The 15,457-nt window shown below is 59.5% G+C and carries 8 protein-coding genes; 3 read left to right on the forward strand and 5 right to left on the reverse strand.

The window, feature by feature from the left end:
* Positions 1 to 89 precede the first annotated feature (89 nt).
* The 5 genes from H7698_RS02185 to H7698_RS02205 form a co-directional block, all read right to left on the reverse strand.
* Positions 90 to 1,529, reverse strand: coding sequence for an efflux transporter outer membrane subunit (locus tag H7698_RS02185; protein ID WP_194690430.1), 1,440 nt, complete (start codon positions 1,527 to 1,529; stop codon positions 90 to 92).
* A gap of 9 nt (positions 1,530 to 1,538) precedes the next feature.
* Positions 1,539 to 3,689, reverse strand: coding sequence for a glycosyltransferase family 2 protein (locus H7698_RS02190; RefSeq protein ID WP_194690431.1), 2,151 nt, complete (start codon positions 3,687 to 3,689; stop codon positions 1,539 to 1,541).
* A gap of 1 nt (position 3,690) precedes the next feature.
* Positions 3,691 to 4,935: a hypothetical protein gene (locus tag H7698_RS02195; protein ID WP_194690432.1), complete on the reverse strand. Its 1,245-nt coding sequence runs from the start codon at positions 4,933 to 4,935 to the stop codon at positions 3,691 to 3,693.
* A complete protein-coding gene (locus H7698_RS02200; protein ID WP_162437410.1) occupies positions 4,932 to 6,137 on the reverse strand; it encodes an HlyD family efflux transporter periplasmic adaptor subunit in 1,206 nt (401 codons plus the stop codon). The genes H7698_RS02195 and H7698_RS02200 overlap by 4 nt, the downstream gene beginning before the upstream one ends.
* Positions 6,138 to 6,656: 519 nt before the next feature.
* Complete coding sequence (locus H7698_RS02205; RefSeq protein ID WP_162437411.1) at positions 6,657 to 8,120, reverse strand: glyceraldehyde-3-phosphate dehydrogenase; 1,464 nt, start codon at positions 8,118 to 8,120, stop codon at positions 6,657 to 6,659.
* Positions 8,121 to 8,483: 363 nt separating this feature from the next.
* On the opposite strand from H7698_RS02205, the gene mfd reads away from it, so the two are divergent.
* From mfd to H7698_RS02220, 3 genes are read left to right on the forward strand one after another with little or no spacing between them, the layout of a single operon-like run.
* Positions 8,484 to 11,933 (forward strand): transcription-repair coupling factor, encoded by a 3,450-nt coding sequence (mfd, locus tag H7698_RS02210; RefSeq protein ID WP_194690433.1) that lies wholly within the window; start codon positions 8,484 to 8,486, stop codon positions 11,931 to 11,933.
* Positions 11,934 to 11,943: 10 nt separating this feature from the next.
* A complete protein-coding gene (locus tag H7698_RS02215; RefSeq protein ID WP_162437413.1) occupies positions 11,944 to 12,510 on the forward strand; it encodes a CsiV family protein in 567 nt (188 codons plus the stop codon).
* Positions 12,511 to 12,521: 11 nt separating this feature from the next.
* Entirely contained in the window at positions 12,522 to 15,215 is a 2,694-nt protein-coding gene (locus tag H7698_RS02220) for a DEAD/DEAH box helicase (RefSeq protein WP_194690434.1), read from the forward strand.
* The last annotated feature ends 242 nt before the right edge of the window (positions 15,216 to 15,457 follow it).

Genomic DNA, 15,457 nt, shown 5'->3' on the forward strand with positions numbered 1-15,457 from the left:
GCGCGATTTCAAAATTAGCGCATAACCTGTAGGAGTGAGCCTGGTCTGGGCGGCATTCCGACGATGAGGCCAGAAAACTCACCGCAAACTCACCGCTCCGCCACCTTCAACGAACGACTCCACCCCCCGCCCAACGCCTTGTACAACGTCACTTGGTTAATCTCCCGCGCCAACTCAAGCTGCGCCCATTTCTGCTGCGCATCAAACAACGAACGCTGCGCATCCATGGTCGAGAAATAGCTGTCGAGCCCCGCCTCGAAACGCAGGCGCGACTGGCGATACGCCTCTTGATAATCCCCCACCAGTTTTTTCTGGAACGCCACCTGGGTGAGCATTTCCTGCCGCGCATTCAAGGCATCGGCCGCTTCACGAAACGCATTCTGCACCGTGGCTTCATACGCCGCCGTTCGACCGTCGAACCGTGCATGACTGGCATCCACTTGCGCCCGCCGCGCACCGCCGTCAATCAACGGCAACGACCCCGCCAACGCCACCGACCAGAATTCCGCTGGGCCACTGAGCAACCGCGAAAAATCGCCGGTCAGGCTACCCAACGCCGAGGTCAGCGAAAACGTTGGAAAGTACGCACTGCGAGCGGCGCCGATATCAGCGTTGGCGGCTCGCAACTGGGCTTCGGCAGACATGATGTCTGGCCGGCGCTCGACCAGTGACGACGGCAAACCCGCCGGAACGTCGAGCGTTGCCAACTGCTCGCCCAGCACACCCGTGGGCAACAAACCCACCGGCACCGGCTGCCCCACCAGCACCCGCAAGGCGTTGCTGTTCTGCGCCACTTGCATGCGGTAGGTGTTGACCTGCACCGCGGCGGTATTCGTTTGCGCATCCGCCTGGTGAACGTCAATGCGCGCACTGGACCCGAGATTGAAACTTTTACGCAACAGCTGTCCGTACTTGTCCTGGGATTGGTAAGTGTTCTGTGCAAGATCAAGCAGATGCTGATTGGCCTTGAGACTCAACCAGGTGCTGGCGACTTCGCCAATCAATGCCAGGCGCGCCGTCTGGTAATCCGCTTCGGACGCCTCGAAACGCGCCCCGGCGGCGTTGCGCTGACTGCGGATACGACCAAACAGATCAAGCTCGTAGGACGTGAACCCACCCGTCGCCTGAAACGTGTTGGCGATACTGCCGGCGCTGTCACCGCCTCCCGGCGTACGCACCAACGGCGGTAATTTGCTGCGTCCCGCATAGGTGTCGATGCCAATCGTAGGAAAAAGTCCCGACTGCGCACTGTCGTACCCGGCCCGCGCTTCTTCGACGCTGGCTGCGAATTGTCGCAAGCTGCGGTTGTTGGTCAGCGCCATTTCGATCAGTTGACGCAGACGATCATCGACCACAAAACCGTGCCAATCCTTGTCGAACGCCTGCTTGCCCGCGCAACACTCACCCGCTGTGTTCGCTGGCCACTGCTGGTCGATGGGCGCATCGGGCTTCTCGTAAGTCGGCTCCAGGGAACAGCCGCCGAGCAATAACAACACGAAGCATGAAGTGGGTAAGTAACTGTTCGTCATGGGGCGCACCTACAAGCGTTGGCCGAGCAAAGCTCGCAAGGGAGAAAGAAGCAAAGACCACAAACCTGAACGTCCGACACTGATGTGCGGCAGTGCCCGTTCCCGCGAACGCACACGCACCGGACGCCACCTTGGCAATGGCGAGTAAACCGGAACCTTGGCCTGCGCAGGCAAACGCGACTTCGTACGCTTATCTCCAAGTAATGACCGACGCAGCAACGTACCGAACGCCAGCGCCGGCTCGGCCTTGCTCACCACATTGATCGTCGCGTCGCTGAACAGGCGCGCAATCAGTTGCCGGCGCAGCGGTTCATCGAGGTCGACAAACCTCAAGCCCAACTGATCTTCGTCGTGATGGCGCATCACCTCGACGTCGAGCCAGCCCAGTTTGTCGATCCACAATTGGCCGCACAGCCCGGGCTTGATCGAGGACGCAAAAGCGCATTTCAATGACGTGCCGCTGAGGGAAATATCCACCAGACGCCCGGGCAGGACTTTGCCGCCGAAGCGAAACCCGGTGGGTTTGTCGAACGGAAAGCGCTCTTCGCCGTGCAACCGTGGGCGGTCGACGCACGCCACCAGCGTCGCCAGGTTGTACACCAGCGCGACCACCGTCCAGCAAAGGTTGAACAGCATGTTGCCGTCGAACGAGGCCGCTGTGCTGATGGCGATGTACGCGCCGATCTGTGAAAACAGCGTCAGGGCAAAAAAGAAGCCGAAGAGCTTCCAGTGGACCATTGTTTTCGTCCGGTCGAGCCCTTTCGCGGTGACTTTGAAGGGGCGTCCAAAGGGTCGGATCATGGCGCTGGCAATGGTGGCCGTAACGGCCAGCGAGGCGACGATCTGGGTGACCTCGGTAAAAATCGGCAAGGTGCGCCGATCCGTGACCCAGGTGCCATATCCCCAGAACGCGATCAATGCCGGCATGCCGAACGCAAGGAAATCCACCGGGTTGGCGTAGAACCCGGCAATGCCGAAGTACCAATACAACACCGGGGACACCAGCATCATCAAAATGAACGGCTTGGAAAACCAATGCATCAGCCCGTGGATATAGTGCAACCGGTCATTGAGCGTGTAGCCGCTGCCCCGCAACGGGCCGTCCTTGAGCAGCGCCACCTGGATGGTGCCGAGGCACCAACGCCCACGCTGATTGATGTACTCGGTCAAACCCTCGGCAGACAAACCGATCGACAGACGCTCATTCAACCAGCGCGTGACGTAACCTTTTTGCAGCAATCGATACGTCGTGTAGATGTCTTCACAGACCGAGCCTGTGGGAAAACCGCCGATCTCGTTGATCAAATCCCGTCGCACGACGAAGGACGTGCCGACGCAAAACGCCGCGTCCCACCCATCTTTCGCCGGCTGGTAGACGTCGAAGAACACCCGCTGCTCATCGACCCAGCAGGCCGAAGTGCCAAGGTTGTGCTGGATTGGATCGGGGTTGTAATAGAACTGCGGCGTCTGCACGAGGCCGACTTTCGGATCGTCGAACAGCCCGAGCGTGCGCAACAGAATCGGTTGCTGCGGGGCAAAGTCGGCGTCCAGTACCAGAATGTATGGCGCGTTGCTGCCTAGCGCCGATTGACGCAGACCGTTGTTAAGATTGCCCGCCTTGGCGAAGGAATTGTCCGGGCGTCGCGCGTACTGCACGCCCACCTCGGCACAGTAATCGCGCAACCAGTCGCGACGCGTGTCATCGAGCACCCAAATGGTGAAGTTGGGATAGTCGATGGCCTGGGCGGCAATTATGGTTTTTTCGAGGATCTCCAGGCCTTCGTTGTAGGTGGCGATAAACACGTCCACCGCGGGCACATTCGCCCCCCTGGCGCGCAACCCTCGCTCGCCGGCGTCCGCGTCCTTGCTGTGATCCGATCGACAGAGCATCACGACAATGGAGAACAGCGTGTAACCGATCGCCAGCATTTCAAAAAACAGAAAGGCATACGCCCACACCGTGGCGAAGCCTGAGTGGCTATCGGGCAAGGTGTCGCGAATCCGCCAGGCAGCGTAGTTGAGCAACAACAACGCGGTGACGGCACCGAAACCTGCCCGCGCCGCCCATTGGTCCCGATGCGTCAGGCAGGTGAACAGAATCACCGCCGCCAGTGTCCAGAAATTGATTTGCAGCAGTTGCAGCGAGTCCAGTGCCTGCATGTCAGTCAGCCTCTAGCGAACCAGTAAAGGGATTGACGCCGGTGGCCGCAATCGCCGCCCACGCCGTAGCGCCCAAGTGAGGCAGGTGGTAATAGAAAAAGTCGTTGGTGACGGAGTCCGGGCCTATGGCCAGCCCGGTACTGATGCGCGCTGCCGGCGTTGCGAACAGCCAGCCATTACTGGCTTCCTGGGCTAACAACACGCTCCATAACGGTTGGGCCATGTCGCTCAAGCCACTCAACTGTGCGACAGCAGCAGCCTGCGCGGTGCCTTCAGTCCACAAACCATCGGGGTCGCGGTTGAAGCCATAACCTTCGCCAGCACGGTGTGCGAGATCGATAAATGCGAACACCCGACGCCAATCCTTGGGCGGATCGTGCAAGGCAATCAACGGCCAGATCTGCGCGTCCAGCCCCGAGCGAATGCGGTCGGATGTCTGACCATCCTCCCCGGTGCCGATCAGAAACCGCCCCTCTTTAGCGTCCCACTGGCTTGAGACAAATTGCCGGGCGATCTGCGCCTGTTGCGCCGACGCTTGATCCGGCGCTACCGCATTGAGTGCCGACCAGGCGGCGGCCAGGTCGACATTGTGTTCGGTGGACTTCCAGTTCTGCTGCACCTGTTTGGCAAAGTAACCGTAATAGCCGCCGCTGAAGCCGGCTGGCGATTGCCCGTCGTAGGTATGTTTCTGCGACCACTGCAGGACCTTTCGTGCAGCCTCGAGGTAAGACGCCTCCCCGCTCTGACGAAAAGCCTCCAACAACGCCAACGCAGCCCACGCCTGATTGCCCGTGGCACTGCTGACCTGATAGGCATCCTGATTCCAGGCGTTACGTTCAGTACTCCAGTAGCCCGGCAACTTCATCGACGGTTCCCCTACCGGGCCGGCGGCGTAGGCGTTGCGCAGGCGGCCGTCCTGATATTCGGGATCGTGATTCGTCGCGAACGCCAGGGCATCGGCTATCCGTCGCGCTGACACCGCTTTGCCACAGGCGAACAACGCGATGCTCGCCAAGGCGTTGTCGTAGGTGAAGGCGACACCGCGCAGGGCCAGGATCGGTGAAGGTTGCCCCTCCAGTGGCGGATAGCTGGCCAACAACACCGGGCCTTCAGGTTGTGAAGCCACCGCCCGATCCAGCGCCGCGCAGGTCATCGCCACCAGTTGCGGCCGAGCCTGCGCCGCCAGTGCGGACGCCCCGCTGCTGATCAGCATCACGCCGACCACTGCCTTCAGGACACTGTTCATCGCCGCGACACCTCAGCACTGGCCCACAAACCCGGGTTGCAGGTCATGGCTCGCTGGGTGTCCGTCAGGTCCGAAGCAAACGTCCCGACCACGTACACCGAGTTTTGCTCGGCATAGGGGAACGGCACGCTGTAGGTGTTGGCGCGGATGTCCGACGTGCTCGACAACAGCTGCACCACACTGGCCTTGAGAGGTTCATCCAGGCCGCGGATCTTCACCGTCAGCACACTGTCACGGTCGATCTTGCTGGCCATGCGTTCGGGAAACACCGCGATCACGTAGCTCTGTCCGCAATCGGTGGCGCGCAACAAGGTCGACCCGGCCTGCACCAGCGTGCCTTGGGGTGCCAACAACTCCTGGACGGTACCCGGCGAGTACGCCACGACGTCATAACCGGCCATCAGCCTGACCCGATTTTGCTCGGTTTCGATCAGTTGGTTGAGGTTGTCGAGCTCCTGTTGATAGGTCGCCCGATTGCGCGCCTGATTCTCGAGACTGAGCTTGAGCGTGGTCATTTGCGCACTGAGGTCGAACATCCTCAATTGATCCGGATCGAGGTAGACCTGCTTGTTGGCGGCACTGACGTCACCGTCGTTGATGCGTAATTGCGAGCGAACCGATTCTGCCGCGCCTTGCAACGAGGCCAACTGGGCCTTGGATGACGCGACCACCGCACCACTCACCGCCCCCTGCACAAACAACTCCAGATTGCGTTCGACGGTTTCCTGGGCATCCATCAACCGGGCGCTGGCAGCGCTGTTCTCGGCTTTCAGGGCTCTTTGGGTGAACAGCTGGCGGGTATGAAACGCCGTCTGGTACTGCTGGCTGGTCTTTTCCAGCGCCTCGTAATACCGCTGATCGTGCTCGGCCTGACTCGCCGAAGAGGACAGCTGCTGCTCCAGGGTCAATCGTCGCGTTTGCAGAGTCAGCAATGTTTCCTGGTTCGCCCGAGGGTTTTCCACGACCGCGATTTTCTGTCCCTGCACAAAGGTCGCACCCGGTTTGACTTCCAGCGTGCTCACCACACCGTCAATCGGTGTCGTGAGCAGAATCACCGGTGCATTCAAAATCGCCCGCGTTGCGGAAGCTGAAACCAAAGGCATCAACAACGTCGACAACAACAGCCAGATGATGAATCCAAGAACGCCCAGACCCACCAGGCGCGGTAACAATGACAATAGCTTTGAGCGCTCTTCAGCCATGTTCAACTCTCCCGATAGACCAACCGCGTATAAGTCAGGCAATAGCAGGCCGTGACTGCGAAACACTTTTGGCAGGGTGAGCGAAAAACAAAGAGACTTTATGGACGGCAACTAAGCCGACACTTTCTTATCAGGATTTATTTGATGTGAGCAGGAATGGGATTCCTGTCTTGTTGGAGAGATACACGACAGCGCAGTGACGGTAAAAGCGTGTGTTGCCCGAGGCAGAGCGGGCGCCGACAGGGAAGACACTAGATTCAGTGTTATAGAGTGTCAAGCATTTGTGCAGAGCAATTAAATGGCGCCAAATATGTAGCGCATTTCGGATTGGATCCGCTTCAATCATCCACACGCGTTTGCGCGACAACTGTTTATTTTTACTAGGGGTTTTTATTTTTAGTACTGAAATAAACTTTGTATCGAGTTCGAGACAATCATCAATTTCAAAACAAACAGATTAAAACGTTATAAAAAAAACGCCCCGACAAGTGCCGGGGCGTTTTCATTTACCTGTGACGCTTAGCGTGGGAACGCTGGCGGGTTTACACCGGCCATGTCTTCCATCACGCGAACAACCTGGCAGCTGTAGCCAAACTCGTTGTCGTACCAAACGTACAGTACAACGCGGTTGTCCTGGCTGATGGTCGCTTCAGCATCCACAACGCCTGCGTGGCGCGAGCCAACGAAGTCAGTGGAAACCACTTCCTGCGAATTGACGTAGTCGATCTGCTTATGCAGATCGGAGTGCAGCGCCATGTAGCGCAGGTACTCGTTCATCTCTTCGCGGGTAGCGGCTTTCTCAAGGTTCAGGTTGAGAATGGCCATCGACACGTTAGGCGTCGGAACGCGGATCGCGTTACCGGTCAGCTTGCCGGCCAGCTCAGGCAATGCCTTGGCAGCAGCGGTAGCAGCACCGGTCTCGGTGATCACCATGTTCAACGCGGCGCTACGACCACGGCGATCGCCTTTGTGGAAGTTGTCGATCAGGTTCTGGTCGTTGGTGTACGAGTGAACCGTTTCAACGTGACCGTTGATGATGCCGAACTTGTCGTTCACAGCTTTCAGCACCGGCACGATGGCGTTGGTGGTGCAGGAAGCGGCGGAAACGATCTTGTCGTCAGCGGTGATTTCGCCGTGGTTGATGCCGTGAACGATGTTCTTCAGCTTGCCTTTGCCAGGCGCGGTCAGAACAACGCGATCGATACCCGGGCAGGCCAGATGCTGGCCCAGGCCGTCGGCGTCACGCCATACACCGGTGTTGTCCACCAGCAGCGCGTCTTTGATGCCGTACTGGGTGTAGTCCACTTCAGTCGGGTTCTTCGCGTAGATAACCTGGATCAGGTTGCCGTTGGCGGTGATGGTGCTGTTGGCTTCATCGATGGTGATGGTGCCGTCGAACGGACCATGAACCGAGTCACGACGCAGCAGGCTTGCACGCTTGACCAGATCGTTCTCGGCGCCCTTGCGGACAACGATGGCGCGCAGACGCAGGCCGTCGCCACCACCGGTTTTCTCGATCAGGATACGCGCCAGCAGACGGCCGATACGACCGAAGCCGTAAAGAACAACGTCGGTGCCTTTGCGAGCGGAAGCGTTTTGCTGACCAACGACGTCGGCCAGTTCTTCACGGACGAACTGCTCGGCAGTACGGCCATTGCCTTCGGCCTTGAACTTGACCGCAAGCTTGCCCAGGTCTACCGAAGCGGCGCCGAGCTTGAGCTCGCTCATCGCTTTGAGCAGCGGGAATGTTTCGTGGACGGACAATTCGCTGTCATCGGACTGACGATGACGAGCAAAGCGGTGAGCTTTGAGAATCGCAATGACTGAACGATTGATCAGGCTGCGGCCATAGATCGAGCTCACCACGTTGTTATTGCGGTAGAGCTGACCGATAAGCGGAATCATCGCTTCTGCGAGTGCTTCACGGTCGATCCATTCACCAAGACACTGGTCGGGCTTCTGAGTCACGGGAACCTTCCACATGTAGGGGCAGAAAAAAGGGGCTACATTATGCCGCCCCAACCGTCACGTAGCAATGCGATCCTGTCGAACGGGCCGTAACAAATTCCCATCGAAAAAAATTACGTCTCGCTCAAGCCCAGTAAAACCGTGGCTTCCAGCGTTGCGTATTTTTTGGAGACAGCGCTGCCTTGTCCGTAACCATCCGTAACACTCACCCATTTCGGCACTACATAATCCCTAAAAAACTGCAAAAAACAGCCGGTTTTTGTCTTTACCACTACATTTCGCCAAACCTGCGTAATAGACGCAGTCTTCAACTGACAGGCGGCACCCGGGACCGCTACAATTACCGACTTTGTCGCAACGCTTGGAGCTCAACCTTCCGTGCCCGTTCTGCGTCTACCGATTCTCCCTGCTGCGGCAGGTAAACAGCATTGGGGCAACCTGCCCGGTGCCGCCCTGAGCCTGGCCATCGCCGAGGCTGCCAGCGCTGCCAAGCGCTTTACCCTGCTGCTGACCGCCGACAGCCAAAGTGCCGAACGGCTGGAACAGGAGCTGAGTTTCTTCGCCCCGGACTTGCCAGTACTGCATTTCCCGGACTGGGAAACCCTGCCTTACGATCTGTTTTCGCCGCACCAGGACATCATTTCCCAGCGCATCGCTGCCTTGTACAGGCTGCCGGAGCTGAGTCATGGCGTGCTCGTCGTGCCGATCACCACGGCCCTGCATCGCCTGGCACCCACCAAATTCCTGCTGGGCAGCAGCCTTGTTCTGGACGTCGGCCAAAAGCTGGATGTCGAACAAATGCGCACCCGGCTCGAGGCCAGCGGTTATCGCTATGTCGATACGGTGTACGAGCACGGCGAATTCACCGTACGCGGCTCGCTGATCGATCTGTTTCCGATGGGCAGCAAGCTGCCCTTCCGCATCGACCTGTTCGATGACGAAATCGAAACCCTGCGCACTTTCGATCCGGAGAACCAGCGTTCCATTGACAAGGTGGACACCGTCCGCCTGTTGCCGGCCCGCGAATTCCCGCTGCAGAAAGATGCCGTCACGCGCTTCAAGGCGCGTTTTCGTGAGCGCTTCGATGTCGACTTCCGTCGCTGCCCCATCTTTCAGGATCTGAGCAGCGGGATTACGCCGGCCGGTATCGAGTACTACCTGCCGCTGTTCTTCGACGAAACCTCAACCTTGTTCGATTACCTGCCACAGGACACCCAAGTGTTCTCCCTGCCAGGCATCGAGCAAGCCGCGGAAAACTTCTGGAACGATGTGCGCAATCGCTATGAAGAGCGACGCGTCGATCCGGCGCGTCCTTTATTACCGCCCGCCGAGCTGTTTCTGCCGGTGGAAGATTGCTTCGCACGCCTCAAGAGCTGGCCGCGCGTAGTTGCCAGCCAGCAAGACATTGAGACCGGCGTCGGCCGCGAACGCTTCCCGGCGCGCGAATTGCCCAACCTGGCCATCGAAGCCAAGGCCACTCAGCCATTGGCGGCGCTGGCCGGTTTCCTCGACGAGTTCCCCGGCCGCGTGTTGTTTACCGCCGAGTCTGCGGGTCGTCGCGAAGTGCTGCTGGAATTGCTCGAACGCCTGAAGCTGCGACCGAAGACCGTCGACAGCTGGCCCGATTTCGTCGCAAGCAAAGAACGCCTGTCGATTACCATTGCGCCGCTCGACGAAGGCCTGGTGCTCGACAATCCAGCCTTGGCGCTGGTGGCGGAAAGCCCGCTGTTTGGCCAGCGCGTGATGCAGCGCCGTCGTCGCGAAAAGCGCGCCGATGCCAACAACGATGCCGTTATCAAGAACCTCACCGAGCTGCGCGAAGGCGCGCCGGTGGTGCACATCGATCACGGCGTGGGCCGCTACCTCGGGTTGGCGACACTGGAGATCGATGACCAGGCGGCAGAATTCCTCACGCTGCAGTACGCCGAAGGCGCGAAGCTGTATGTGCCGGTCGCCAACCTGCACCTGATCGCGCGGTACACCGGCAGCGACGATGCGCTGGCCCCGCTGCACCGTCTCGGCTCCGAGACCTGGCAGAAAGCCAAACGCAAAGCCGCCGAACAGGTGCGCGACGTGGCCGCCGAATTGCTCGACATTTATGCGCGCCGCGCCGCTCGCGAAGGGCATGCCTTCGAAGATCCGAAAGCCGATTACGCGACCTTCAGCGCCGGCTTCCCGTTCGAAGAAACCCCGGATCAGCAAACCACCATCGACGCCGTACGCGCCGACATGCTCGCGCCCAAGCCGATGGATCGCCTGGTCTGCGGCGACGTGGGTTTCGGCAAGACCGAAGTAGCGATGCGCGCCGCCTTCATCGCGGTGCATGGCGGTCGCCAGGTGGCGATTCTGGTGCCGACCACCCTCCTCGCTCAACAGCACTACAACAGCTTCCGCGACCGATTTGCCGACTGGCCGGTGACAGTGGAAGTGATGAGCCGCTTCAAGTCGACCAAGGAAGTGAACGCCGCCGTTGCCGACCTCGCCGAAGGCAAGATCGACATCGTGATCGGTACGCACAAGCTGTTGCAGGACGACGTCAAAATCAAAAACCTGGGGCTGGTGATCATCGACGAAGAGCACCGTTTCGGTGTCCGCCAGAAGGAACAGCTCAAGGCCCTGCGCAGTGAAGTCGACATCCTCACGCTCACCGCGACGCCGATTCCCCGGACGCTGAACATGGCCGTCTCGGGCATGCGCGACCTGTCGATCATCGCCACGCCGCCAGCGCGACGCCTGTCGGTGCGCACCTTCGTCATGGAGCAAAACAAGAGCACGGTCAAAGAAGCCCTGCTGCGTGAGTTGCTGCGTGGTGGTCAGGTCTACTACCTGCACAACGACGTGAAGACCATCGAGAAGTGTGCCGCCGACCTCGCCGAACTGGTGCCGGAAGCACGAATCGGCATCGGCCACGGACAGATGCGTGAGCGCGAACTCGAACAGGTGATGAGCGACTTCTATCACAAGCGTTTCAACGTGCTGATTGCCTCGACCATCATCGAAACCGGCATCGACGTGCCGAGCGCCAACACCATCATCATCGAGCGTGCCGACAAATTCGGCCTGGCGCAGTTGCACCAGTTGCGCGGTCGCGTCGGTCGCAGTCACCACCAGGCGTACGCCTACCTGCTGACACCGCCGCGCCAGCAAATCACGCCGGATGCGGAAAAGCGCCTGGAAGCCATCGCCAACACCCAGGATCTGGGCGCGGGCTTCGTGCTCGCCACCAATGACCTGGAAATCCGCGGCGCCGGTGAACTGCTGGGCGACGGTCAGAGCGGACAGATTCAGGCCGTCGGTTTCACGCTGTACATGGAAATGCTCGAGCGCGCGGTGAAGTCGATCCGCAAGGGCGAACAACCGAACCTGGACCAACCCCTTGGCGGCGGTCCGGAAGTCAATTTGCGGGTACCCGCGTTGATTCCCGAAGACTACCTGCCGGACGTTCATGCCCGGCTGATTCTCTACAAGCGCATAGCCTCGGCCACCGATGAGGAAGGCCTCAAGGACCTGCAAGTGGAGATGATCGACCGCTTCGGCCTGTTGCCGGAACCGACCAAGAACCTGATGCGCATCACCGCGCTGAAGTTGCAGGCGGAATTGCTCGGCATCAAGAAAGTCGATGGAGGCCCGCAAGGCGGCCGCATCGAGTTCGCCGCGCAGACGCCGGTCGACCCGCTGACACTGATCAAACTGATCCAGGGCCAGCCCAAACGCTACAAGTTCGAAGGCGCCACGATGTTCAAATTCATGGTCCCGATGGAGCGCCCGGAAGAGCGCTTTAATACTGTAGAGGCGCTGCTTGAGTGCCTCATTCCGAAAACTGCTTGAAGGACGCCGCATGCGCCTGTTTCGCTCACTGACCTTGTTGATGACCCTGGTCACACCTACGGCGTTTGCCGACGATCTGTATCAGGTCGAAATGATTCTGGTCCGGCAAAATGCCGTGCCGGCCATCGTCAGCCGTGCGGCACCGGAAGACTGGGCCGCCGGTGCACAACGCGTCAGCCCCGACAGCCTGCGCACACCGACGTTGAACGGTGAAGTAGAGAAACTCACCGCCAGCAACGATTACACGGTGCTTTTGCATAAGGCCTGGCAGCAGACCCTTGGCGAAGAAGCCAGCAAAATCGCGATCAGCGACGGCGCGGAACAGTTCGGTCAGTTCCCGATCGAGGGCACGTTGAATCTCAAACTGGGGCGATTCACCGACGTCGACGCCGACTTCTGGGTCAACCAGATCGACGCCAATGGCCTGGTGACTGCCAGTGAACGCCTGAAGCAGGAAAGCCACACCAAGAACGGCCAGTTAAACTTTCTCGACAACGGCCACCTCGGCCTGCTGATCAAAATCACTTCGTTGACCGCCCCTGCACCTCGGCCAGTCCCCGATGAAATTCCGGACTGATTGAAGTCTTTATGCCCCCGACCCTGAGCAAACCCCTGGCACCTTCCTGGGTCAGTCGATTCAAGGAACAGAGCCTGGAGCGCGGCCGTCGCTATGCGCTGGAAAATCGCGTCAGGTTCGTCGAGGTCGGCGACGCTACGATTGTCGCCGCGTGCGAAGGCTCAGGCGGCAACGTCTACCGTCAGACGATTCGTCTGCGCGAGTCGGCAAAATCCACGCTGCTGATGGTCGACGCCACGTGCAGTTGCCCTGTGCGCAGCAACTGCAAGCACTGCGCCGCCGTGCTGCTGCAAGTGCAGGAAACCCTCGCGTACCCTGCCGCCGCCAAGGATGCCGAGCTGCTGGAAAAACTCTCCGCCGTGCTGGAAAACCGCAGCCCGAAAGCATCGCCACAGGTGCTGGTGGATGAAGTGCAGCCGGTGCCGCGCCTGTGGCTGGCGAGCATCGAGTTCAGCGCCTTCGAACCGCGTAACGGCAAGATGCAACGCTATATCCAGCACCGTGCAGCGCTGTCTTTCAACTATTTGGACGAATACGTTTCCGGACAGAAGAACGCCGACGTATTGATTCGCCAGGAAACCCAAACGCTGCGGATAAAACGCCACCCGGAAGTGGAACAGTCCTACAGGGAACAACTGCGAATTCTCGGCTTCAAGATTGCCACTCGGCAAAGCAAAGCCCTGCCGGAAAGCGCCGGCGAACTCTTCGAGATGGTCAACGACAGCGCCTGGCTGACCTTCACGCTCAACGAGTTGCCGAAGCTGCGCAGCCAAGGTTGGGAGTTGCAGATCGATGAGGATTTCGGTTTTGACCTCACCGCCGTGGATGATTGGTACGCCACCGTCGATCAGGCGCCTGAGCGGGACTGGTTCGATCTGGAGCTCGGCATCATCGTCAACGGCGAGCGCCTGAGCCTGCTGCCGATCCTGTTGAACCTGATGCGCTCACACACCGAAATTCTCAATCCGGAACGCCTCGCCCGCCGTCGCGACGACGAACTGATTCTGGTGAACATTCCCAATCGACCGAATTCCGAGTACGGGCCTTTGCAGGTCGCCCTGCCCTTCGGCCGGCTGAAACCGGTGCTGGCCACCCTCGGCGAGTTCTACCTGCAAGAGCCGGGCGAAACTACGCTGCGCCTGAGCAAGGCCGACGCCACACGATTGAACCCCCTGGAAGGCATGCCGCTGATCTGGGAAGGTGGCGAGCACATTCGCTCCTTCGCCCAACGCCTGCGTGACATCAAGGATTTCACCGCGACCGCGCCGCAAGGTTTGAACGCGACCTTGCGCCCTTATCAGCTGGAAGGCCTGAGCTGGATGCAGTCGCTGCGTCAACTGGAAGTCGGGGGGATTCTCGCGGACGACATGGGGCTGGGAAAAACCCTACAAACTCTGGCGCACGTTCTCAGTGAGAAAAATGCCGGTCGCCTCGATCGTCCCTGCATGGTGGTGATGCCCACCAGTTTGATTCCGAACTGGCTGGACGAGGCGGCGCATTTCACCCCCCAGCTCAAGGTGTTGGCGCTGTACGGTGCCAGTCGCAAAAAACATTTCGACACCCTGGCCGATTACGACCTGATCCTGACGACTTATGCGCTGCTGCCCAAAGATGTCGAACGCCTGTCCGCGCAGCCCTTGCATGTATTGGTGCTGGATGAGGCGCAATACACCAAGAATCCCAACAGCAAAGCCGCCCAGGCCGCCCGCGAGCTGAACGCGCGCCAGCGTCTATGCCTGAGTGGTACGCCTCTGGAAAACCACCTCGGCGAACTCTGGTCGCTGTTTCACTTCCTGCTGCCCGGCTGGCTGGGCGACATCAAGAGTTTCAACCGCGATTACCGCGTACCGATCGAAAAGCGTGCCAGCGAAGTCCGGCTTCAGCACCTCAACGGTCGGATCAAGCCGTTCCTGTTGCGCAGAACCAAGGAACAGGTCGCGACAGAATTGCCGCCGAAAACCGAGATCATCCATTGGGTCGAACTCAACGAAGCACAGCGCGATGTCTACGAAGCCATGCGCCTGGCCATGGACAAGAAGGTCCGCGACGAGATCACCCGCAAAGGCGTGGCACGTAGCCAGATCATCATTCTTGAAGCGTTGCTCAAGCTGCGTCAGGTGTGTTGCGACTTGCGCCTGGTCAATGACGCCGTGTTGCCTACTCGCGGGAGCACGTCGGGGAAGCTCGACAGTTTGATGGAAATGCTCGAGGAGCTGTTTGAAGAAGGTCGGCGGATTCTGCTGTTCTCGCAGTTCACCTCAATGCTGGCGCTGATCGAAGACGAACTGAAGAAACGCGGCGTCGAATACGCGATTTTGACCGGACAAACCCGCGACCGCCGCGCGCCGGTGAAAGACTTTCAAAGCGGCAAGCGGCAGATCTTTCTGATCAGCTTGAAGGCTGGGGGTGTCGGCCTGAACCTCACCGAAGCGGACACGGTGATTCACTACGACCCGTGGTGGAACCCGGCAACCGAAAATCAGGCAACCGACCGTGCGTATCGAATAGGCCAGGAGAAACCGGTATTCGTCTACAAGATGATTGCCCGGGGCACCGTGGAAGAGAAGATTCAGCACCTGCAGAAAGAAAAATCCGACCTGGCGGCTGGCGTGCTGGATGGACGCAGCGCCGGCGACTGGAAGCTGCAGAGTGATGATATCGAGGCGTTGTTTGCGCCGTTGCCGGAGAAGCTGGAGAAGCGCTGAGAGAGTTGGCGCCTGTCAGGCCGCCATCGCGGGCAAGCCATGCTCCCACAGATTCAGTGGTCTCTCTGTGGGAGCGTGACTTGCCTGCGATGGGCATAGGCATATACACCTCTTTCAGGAGCTAGCAAACACCGTGGCGAGGGAGTTTACTCCCGCTGGGTTGCGCAGCGGCCCCAATAGGGCGGCTCCGGTCCTTCAGAAAAAACTTCGCGACCTGTTTCAGGGCTGCTACGCAGCCCAGC

The organism is Pseudomonas sp. p50(2008) (genome assembly GCF_015351605.1).
In the GTDB taxonomy this organism is placed as follows: domain Bacteria; phylum Pseudomonadota; class Gammaproteobacteria; order Pseudomonadales; family Pseudomonadaceae; genus Aquipseudomonas.

Bases quoted from the DNA above. Each gene is read 5' to 3' on its own strand.
- H7698_RS02190 (WP_194690431.1), bottom strand. From the start codon at position 3,689: ATGCAGGCACTGGACTCGCTGCAACTGCTGCAAATCAATTTCTGGACA.
- H7698_RS02195 (WP_194690432.1), bottom strand. From the start codon at position 4,935: ATGAACAGTGTCCTGAAGGCAGTGGTCGGCGTGATGCTGATCAGCAGC.
- H7698_RS02200 (WP_162437410.1), bottom strand. From the start codon at position 6,137: ATGGCTGAAGAGCGCTCAAAGCTATTGTCATTGTTACCGCGCCTGGTG.
- H7698_RS02185 (WP_194690430.1), bottom strand. From the start codon at position 1,529: ATGACGAACAGTTACTTACCCACTTCATGCTTCGTGTTGTTATTGCTC.
- H7698_RS02220 (WP_194690434.1), top strand. From the start codon at position 12,522: ATGCCCCCGACCCTGAGCAAACCCCTGGCACCTTCCTGGGTCAGTCGA.
- H7698_RS02205 (WP_162437411.1), bottom strand. From the start codon at position 8,120: ATGTGGAAGGTTCCCGTGACTCAGAAGCCCGACCAGTGTCTTGGTGAA.
- H7698_RS02215 (WP_162437413.1), top strand. From the start codon at position 11,944: ATGCGCCTGTTTCGCTCACTGACCTTGTTGATGACCCTGGTCACACCT.